This is a genomic window from Longimicrobium sp., assembly GCF_036280135.1.
In the GTDB taxonomy this organism is placed as follows: domain Bacteria; phylum Gemmatimonadota; class Gemmatimonadetes; order Longimicrobiales; family Longimicrobiaceae; genus Longimicrobium.
Window position 1 is genome coordinate 1 of record NZ_DASURI010000886.1, and the last position, 7,736, is coordinate 7,736.

Annotated in this window: 6 protein-coding genes and 1 pseudogene; 4 read left to right on the forward strand and 3 right to left on the reverse strand. The window is 76.5% G+C overall.

Going from position 1 to position 7,736, the window contains the following annotated elements; genetic code table 11:
* Both VFZ20_RS28580 and VFZ20_RS28585 read left to right on the forward strand, forming a co-directional pair.
* A pseudogene (locus VFZ20_RS28580) lies at positions 1-255 on the forward strand (hypothetical protein); the annotation flags it as partial.
* 194 nt (positions 256-449) lie between these two features.
* Positions 450-827 (forward strand): HEAT repeat domain-containing protein, encoded by a 378-nt coding sequence (locus tag VFZ20_RS28585; RefSeq protein WP_329687379.1) that lies wholly within the window; start codon positions 450-452, stop codon positions 825-827.
* Positions 828-944: 117 nt separating this feature from the next.
* Here VFZ20_RS28585 and VFZ20_RS28590 read toward each other — a convergent pair whose 3' ends face one another.
* Positions 945-2,351 carry an ABC1 kinase family protein gene (locus VFZ20_RS28590; protein ID WP_329687380.1) on the reverse strand — a complete coding sequence of 469 codons (1,407 nt, stop codon included), beginning with the start codon at positions 2,349-2,351 and terminating at the stop codon, positions 945-947.
* A gap of 322 nt (positions 2,352-2,673) precedes the next feature.
* Here VFZ20_RS28590 and VFZ20_RS28595 point away from each other — a divergent pair, with 322 nt between their 5' ends.
* Together VFZ20_RS28595 and VFZ20_RS28600 are read left to right on the forward strand one after the other, a co-directional pair.
* Positions 2,674-4,215 (forward strand): fatty acid--CoA ligase family protein, encoded by a 1,542-nt coding sequence (locus tag VFZ20_RS28595; protein WP_329687381.1) that lies wholly within the window; start codon positions 2,674-2,676, stop codon positions 4,213-4,215.
* 8 nt (positions 4,216-4,223) lie between these two features.
* Positions 4,224-6,098 carry a CoA transferase gene (locus VFZ20_RS28600; protein WP_329687382.1) on the forward strand — a complete coding sequence of 625 codons (1,875 nt, stop codon included), beginning with the start codon at positions 4,224-4,226 and terminating at the stop codon, positions 6,096-6,098.
* A 221-nt stretch (positions 6,099-6,319) separates the two neighbouring features.
* On the opposite strand, the gene VFZ20_RS28605 is transcribed toward VFZ20_RS28600, so the two are convergent.
* Both VFZ20_RS28605 and VFZ20_RS28610 read right to left on the reverse strand, forming a co-directional pair.
* Complete coding sequence (locus tag VFZ20_RS28605; protein ID WP_329687383.1) at positions 6,320-6,742, reverse strand: VOC family protein; 423 nt, start codon at positions 6,740-6,742, stop codon at positions 6,320-6,322.
* A gap of 6 nt (positions 6,743-6,748) precedes the next feature.
* Positions 6,749-7,736, reverse strand: a 988-nt coding sequence (locus tag VFZ20_RS28610; protein ID WP_329687384.1) for a methyltransferase, incomplete at its 5' end; no start/stop codon positions are given.

Below are 7,736 nucleotides of genomic sequence, written 5' to 3' on the forward strand. Positions count from 1 at the left end.
GCGTCAAATCCACTCTCAGACCCGATGTGCCGCATCGGGCAGTGTAGAGCATTCCAGGCAGCCGGTCTCACGCTCCTTCTCGCGACGCCGCTCGCCGGGCAGGCGCCGCTGCTGCGCCGGGTGGAGGCCGGCGAGATCGACCCCTCCTTCGTGATCACGCACACTCTCCCGATCGACAAGGGCCCCGAGATGTACAGGACCTTCCGCGACAAGGAGGACGGCTGCATCAAGGTGGTCCTGAAGCCCTGGGAATAGCTCCGGGCGGGGGACGCACGAAGGCTCTGGATCAACCGCAAAGCGCAAATGCCGATGAAGACGCCCCGGCCGCTGGGACGAGCGGCCGGGGCGGTATGGTGCCAGCACATATGTATCCTGCATTCGACGTGGGTGATGATCCACCGCGGACGAGCGCGCGATCCGGGCGAGATGTAACCGGACCTTTTGATCGGGTGGGCCGCTTCGCCACGCCATCGGACGAGGAGGCGTTCGTGGCGCGCGAGGGGCTGGACGGGCCGTCGCTCATCGAGTGGATGACGATGACGCAGGAGGCGTTCAGCGCGCTTCGGGGGCTCGCCCATCAAGCGGACCAAGCGCCGCGGCCTGCCGCGCAACGTGGCCGTCGCGCTGGCAACTGGGGCGCATCCGACGCCGTCCCCGCGCTGGCGGTCGCGCTGAACGACGAGGAGCCGCTGGTGCGCGGGCGCGCGGCGTGGGCGCTGGGGCGCATCGGCACGGAGGCGGCGCGGCAGGCGCTGTCCGGACGCGCCGAGGCGGAGGACGACGCGTGCGTGCGGGAGGAGATCGCGGCGGCGCTACGAAGCGGGTGACCCGATGCACGGGTGCGGGAGCGGGGCGGACGAGCAGTCAGATTCAACGGTCTTTCGGCGCGGGAGACGGGCCGCGCCTCCTCGCTTTGGCATCCGTGCCGCTCCGGCAGCAGGAGCTCACCGGGATTCGGCGAAATCCGTGAACCGGGTGTCCGCGGGGCGGGGGACGTACGGCGGGATGGCGGCACGCATGACGAAGGGGCGTGCCTCGCGCTGAAAGTCCAGCCCCGGGTCCACGTCCAGCACCATCCCTTCCAGCACCAGCAGCGACAGGACGGGCATCACGAAGTCGCTGGACCCGCGCAGCCCGTGTCGCCGCTGCAGGTCGAACATCCGCCCCACGAACTCCGCCACGCGGAACTCGCCCGCGCGCGCCCGGAATGCCTGCTCCACCAGCGCCACCACCTCCGCCCGGAACGCGCGGTAGTCCAGGCCCGCCGGCACGGCCAGGGCGATGTCGCGGGTGATGCGCGCGCACCGCTCGCCGTCGTTGGTGGCCATGGCGTAGAAGAACTGCGCGAACCGCCTTCGCGCCTCGTCGCCGATCTCCACCACGAAGCCAAAGTCCAGCACCACGGCGCGGCCGCCGGGCAGGTAGTGCAGGTTGCCCTGGTGCAGGTCGCAGTGGATGCACCCCTCCTCGAAGATCATCCGGTACAGCGCCCGCACGGCTGCCGTCAGCGCGTGGCGCGCCTCGCCGCCGCCGCGTCCGTCCAGGGGGCGCATCCCGTCCACGAACTCCATGGTCAGGACGGACTCGCCGCACAGCTCGTCGACCAGCGCGGGGACCACCACGTCCGGCTCGCACGCCAGCACCGCGCGCAGGCGCCGGCTGGCGTCGGCCTCGCGCCGCAGGTCCAGCTGCCGCTCCAGCGCCGCGCAGAAGTCTTCCACCGTGGCCTGGACGGGCACCAGCCGCAGGGGCGGCAGGCGCGAGAGCAGGCGGGCGCCCGCGCGCAGCAGGCGCAGGTCCGCCCGGACCACGCGCGCCACCCCCGGCCGGCGCACCTTGACGGCGACCACGCGCCCGTCCCGCAGCCGGCCGCGGTAGACGGTGGCGATGCTGGCGCTGGCGACGGGCACGGGGTCCAGCGCCGCGAACACGTCGCCGACCTCCACGCCCAGCTCGGCGCGAAAGAGCCCGGGGACGATGCGGAAGGGGCCGGGCGGGAGCTTGTCGCGCAGGCGGGCGAGGGGGCGGAGGGTGTCGTCCGCCAGCAGGTCGCGGCGGGTGCTGAGCAGCTGCCCCAGCTTGACGTACGACGGGCCCAGGGCCTGGAACAGCTCCGCGAGCGTGCGCCCCAGTACGCGCGCACGCGGCTCGCCGCGCCGCACCACCCGCCGGCCCGCGAAGCGCAGCGCGGCCGCGGACAGGTGCACCGCGAGCGCGGCCGCGCGCACCAGGGCGGTCCATCCCCCCGGCCGGAACCCTCCCTCCCGGGCCACCGTGGCTGTCCGCTCGACCGTCTCGCCCGGCTGGGGGAGAATGACGACCGGGATGGGGGCGGGGAGCGGTGGAAGCATGACGCGGCGGGGGGGATGGAGGGGCGGGCGCCGGCACGACGGGAACGCACGAGGGAGACAAGCTCCGTACCGGGTTCGCGACGGGTGGCGGGGCCGCGTGCAACGGCGCGCGTGGGAACGGGTTGCCGGATCCCCGTCCGCGGGGACGGGGGCGCGGGTGTGCAGTGCGCTTCACACACGGGCCCAACGGCGTGTGCGGAGGCTGCACAGGCCCCGGGGCGGGGCAAAGCGAGCAACCCGCGACAAGCCGCACCGGCGCGGCGGGGCAGATTGGGAGGGCCTCCGGGAATCTCCCTCTCCCCGTACCCGTGCCCCAGATCCCATGAACCCCGATACCCTGATCGGCGCGCTGCACGGCGCGTTCGGCCAATGGGCGGACCGGCCGGCGCTCACCTGGGCCGGGCGGCACACCACCTACGCGGAGCTGGGCGCCGCCGTCCGCCGCACGGCCGCCGCGTACCGTGCCCTGGGCATCGGCCCCGGCGACCGGGTGGTGTGCTGCGTGTCCAACCGCCCCGAGCTGTTCACGGCGCTGGGCGCGGCGTGGGGCGCGGGCGCCGTGCACGTCTGCGCGGACCACCAGCTCACGGGGCCCGAGCTGTCGCGGGTGATGGACCTCACGGGCGCCGCGGCCCTGGTGTGGGAGCCGCCCGCGGATGCGCCGGACCCCTTCTTCGCGCTGCGCACCGTGCGCGCGCGGCATCCCGGCCTGCGCGTGCTGCTGGTGGGCGGCCTTCCGGCGCCGGAGGGCTGCCTCGCGTTCGACGGCCTGTCCGCGCCGCCGCGCTCCGGGCCCGCCGGGCCGGCCGGGCCGGCGGCGGAGGACCCGGCTCTCGTCTTCATCAGCTCGGGGACGACGGGCGCGCCCAAGGCCACGCTGGGCTACCACGGCAACCTGGCCCAGCGGTGGCGGCGGCTGGCGGGATGGCTGCGCTTTGGCGAGCAGGACGTCCATCTGGCGCACCTGCCGCTCTCCCACGGCTTCGGGATGATGATGGCCATGGGCGCCCTGCTCTCCGGCGGGCGCCTGGTGCTGCTGGACCCGTTCACGGCCGCCGAGGCCCTGCGGCTGGTCCGTGCCGAGGGCGTGACGGTGCTGAACGGCGCCCCCGCGCACTTTACCCTGGTCCTTTCGCGGCTGGAGGCGCGGGGCGGGGACGTGGACACCCTGCGGCTGGCCGTGGGCACGGCGGCGGCGTTCCCCCTGGAGCTGGTGCGCGGCATCTGGGATCGGCTGGGGGCGGAGTTCATGTACATGTACGGCAGCAGCGAGGGCGTGGGGGTGGCCACCACGGACCGCGACGACATCGCGCGGGGCTCCGTGGGCCGCCCCGCGCCCGGCGCCGTGCGCGTCGTCGACGCGGAGGGCCGGCCCCTGCCCGCGGGAGCGGTGGGGGAGCTGGCCTTCTCGCGGCGCGTGTATCCCGTGCGCTACTGGGGCGCCGCCGCGCCCGACGAGGAAGAGTGGTACCGCTCCGGCGACCTGGGCCGCCTGGACGAGGCGGGCCGGCTGTACGTCCACGGCCGGCTGAAGCACCAGATTGACCGCGGCGGGCTGAAGGTGGATCCCCTGGAGGTGGAGTCCGCCCTGCTGCGCCTGCCGTCCGTGGCGGACGCGGCCGTGATCGGCGTCCCCAACCCCGTGCTGGGAGAGACGGTGTGCGCCTGCGTGGTCCCCGCGCCCGGCCGGGCGCCGGAGCTGGAGGCGGTGCGCGCGGCCCTGGCCGGCGAGCTGGCGCCGTACAAGCTGCCCCAGGCCCTGTGCCTCCTGGACGCCATCCCCCGCACGCGCATCGGCAAGGTGGACCTGCCCGCCCTGCGCGCCGCGGCCGCCGCGGGGCCCGCGCTGGCCGGCGCCGGCTGACCCGGACGATGGACGCCGGCGTCCCCCCGCTGCTGGACGGCTGGGTCCTGGCCACGCGCGGCGACCCGGCCCTCCCCGTGCGCGTCTGCGCGGAGCACCTGGCCCTGCTGGGCGCGCGCTGGGGCCCGGCGGAGGGCGGGGCGGGGGAGGCGGACGCCCTGTCCCTGCGCCCGGAGCGCGGCCCCGCCGCCGGGCCGCCCATCGCCTGCGCCCTCCCCTGGATCCCCGGCGGGGACGACGGTGGCGAGGTGCGCGTGCAGGCCCTTTCCGGGCTGATGGCCGTGCACGGCCGCGACGGGGGCGTCCCGCGCCGGCTGGGGCTGGAGGCCGCCTCCGTGGCCGCGGGGATCGTGGCCGCGCAGGGCGTGCTGGCGGCGGTCTACGCGGCCGGCCGCGGCCGGCCCGTTCGCCGGGTCCACGCCTCCGTCCTCCACGCCGCGCTCCTCCTCCTTTCCCACCACGTGGTCCTGGCCACCACGCCGGACCGCCTGGCCCCCGGCCCCCCCGCGGACGGCCCCGGCCCCCCGTTCCCCACGGCGGACGGGCACCGGGTGGAGATCGAGGCGCTGGGGTTTGGCCCGTGGATCGGCTTCTGGCGGCGGCTGGGCGTGGAGCGCGAGGGGCTGGAGGCGGCGTGGTCGTCGTTCGTCCACCGCTACCTGGCGGCCTCGTGCACCCTGCCCGCCGCCCTGCACCGCGCCATGGCGCGCCACTCCCTCGCCGAGCTGCGGCAGGCGGGCGACGCGTGCGGCGTGGCCGTCTGCCGCGTGCGCGCCTATCCCGAGCTCATCGCGGAGCTGGGCGGGGCGAACGGCATCCGTCCCCCGTGGCGCATCCAGCCCTCCCCCGGGGGGACGCGCGCGGTCCCGCCGCGCCCCGCCCCGCCCGCCGGCGCGCCCCTGGAGGGCATCCGCGTGGTGGAGGTCACGTCGCGGCTGCAGGGTCCGCTCGCGGGGCTGCTGCTGCGGATGCTGGGCGCGGAGGTGGTGAAGGTGGAGCCGCCGGGCGGGGACTTCGGACGGCACTCGCCGCCGCTGGCGGGGCCGCTGGGCGCGGCGTACCTGGCGTACAACCGCGGCAAGCGGGTGGTGGAGATCGACTACAAGCAGCCGGAGGGCCGCGCGCGCCTGGCGGAGCTGGCGGCCGGCGCGGACGTCTTTCTGCACAACTGGCGCGGGGGGCGGGCCCGGGAGCTGGGGCTGGATTCGGCCGATCTCGCCCCGCGCAGCCCGGGGCTCGTGTACGCGCACGCGTCCGGCTGGGGGCCGGGCGCGGACGAGCCGTGCGCCGTGGCCGGCGACTTCCTGGTGCAGGCGCACGCCGCCTGCGGCGACGGGCTGAACCCGGCAGACGAGCCGCCGTTCCCCGCGCGGCTCACGCTGCTGGACCCGCTGGGCGGGCTGCTGGCGTGCGAGGGCGTGCTGGCGGGGCTGTGCCTGCGGGCCCGCACGGGGCGCGGGTGCCGCGTGGACACGTCGCTCTGGGGGGGCGCCATGGCGCTGCAGGGGCACGTGCTGCGGGCCATGGTCTTTGACCAGGAGCGGGGGCGGCGGACGGGGCGTCCCGTCTGGGGGCCGCTGGACCGCCCCCTGCGCGCGGCGGACGGGTGGATGACGGTGGAGGCGGACGACGCGGGCGCCCGGACGCGCCTCGCCGCCGCCTGCGGCCTGCCGCCGGACGCGGACGACGCCGCGCTCCTCGACCGGCTGGGGACGCGCACGGCGGCGGAGTGGGCGCCCGTCCTCCGCGCGGCCGGCGTCCCCGCCACCCCCGTCGCGCCCTCCCTGGCGGACGTGGCCGCGGATCCGCGGACGGCGGGGATGCTGGAGCGGATCGAGGACGCCTGCTGGACCGCCTCGGCCCCGTGGCGGCTGGAGGAGTGATCGCCCGGCGATCCGCGTCCCGGGGGGACGCGCCGTCGTGACGCGCATTCCCGCATCCACGAAACGGATGGGACGGCCGGACGGGTCCCCGGGGGACGGGCGTGGAACGCCGCCGTGCGCGTGATCCCCCCGGTCGCGATCCGTACGGGGTGGTCCGGGCAGGAACGGGGAAACGGGTGGCTGTCGGCCCGTTCTGCCGACGCCCGATTCCCGTCCCGGGATCACGTGGGGCGGCCGCCGGTGAAGACGGTGGCGGCGTCCACGAAGCAGAGCGGGTTGCCGAAGGGGTCGTGGCCGTAAAAGGAGCGCTCGCCCCAGGCGCGGGTGGCGATGCCGTCCTCGCGGGGCGCGAAGCCCGCCTGGACGGCGCGCGCGTGGACGGCCTCCAGGTCGTCCACGGCAAAGTACAGCAGCTCGGGGTTGGGGACGGCGTCGCGGTCCCACCCCTCTCGGCGCGGGTCCAGGCAGGCCAGCAGCACGCCCCCGCAGTCGAAGTAGTGGCGGCTCTCCCACACCCGCTCGCCGGGGGTGCCCAGCACGCGGGCGTAGAACGCCGCCGCCGCCTCGATATCGGGGACGGGCAGGATCACGCGAAAGAGCCGGGTCACGGCCACGCCGGCGCCGGGGTACGGGGGAGCCGCCACGACGCGTCAGGCGCGCCGCGCCGCCCCCGCCTGCAGCACGCTGTAGCCGGACGGGCTGGATTCCACCCCGGCCAGGCGGAAGCCGGCGCCGTCCAGCAGGACGCGGAGCTCCGCCTCCGAGCGCTCGCGTCCGCGGCCGCCCACCAGCATCAGCAGGTCCATCAGCTTGCCGGGAAAGGGCTCGTTGCCCGGCGGCAGGACGAGCTCCACCAGCAGCAGCGTCCCCCCGTCCCCCATGGCGCGGCGGCAGGCGGACAGGGCGCGGGCGGCCCCGGCGTCGTCCAGGCCGTGCAGCACGCTCTTGAGCACGTACACGTCGCCGCCGGGGGGAACGGTGTCCATCACGTCCCCGGCCACGACGTCGCAGCGGTCCGCCAGGCCCGCGCCCCGCACCCCCGCGCGGGCGGCGTCCAGCAGCCGCGGGTGCTCCACCAGCACGCCGCGCAGGTGCGGATGCGCGCGCAGCACGGCGGAAAGCAGCTCGCCGCGCCCGCCGCCCACGTCCACCACCGTCCGCGCGGCAGAGAAGTCCCGTCCCGCCACCAGCGGCGCCACGCCGGCCGTGTTGCCGGCCATCATCTCGTCGAAGACGGCGCCGTCGTCCGGGTGCGCGGCCAGGTAGTCGAAGAACGGCGCGCCGAACAGCCGCTCGAACGCGGGCTCGCCCGTGCGGACGCTGTGCTCCAGGGCCCCGAACACGCGGTAGCTCACGCCGCCGGACCACAGCGCGAAGGCGCGCATGCCGCCGGGCGCCCCCCGCCGCAGCAGCGCCGCCGCCGGCGTGGTGCGAAAGCGGCCGTCGTCGTCCTCCGCGAAGACGCCGAAGGGAGCGAGCGCCCGCAGCAGCCGGCGCAGGGCGTCCGGGTGGGCGCCGGCCTCGCGGGCCAGCGCCTCCACGGGGCGGGGGCCGCCGTCCAGCAGGTCCGCGATCCCCAGCCGGGCCGCGACGTGCACGGCCTGCTGTACCTGGTTGCCCACCAGCAGCCGGGCCAGC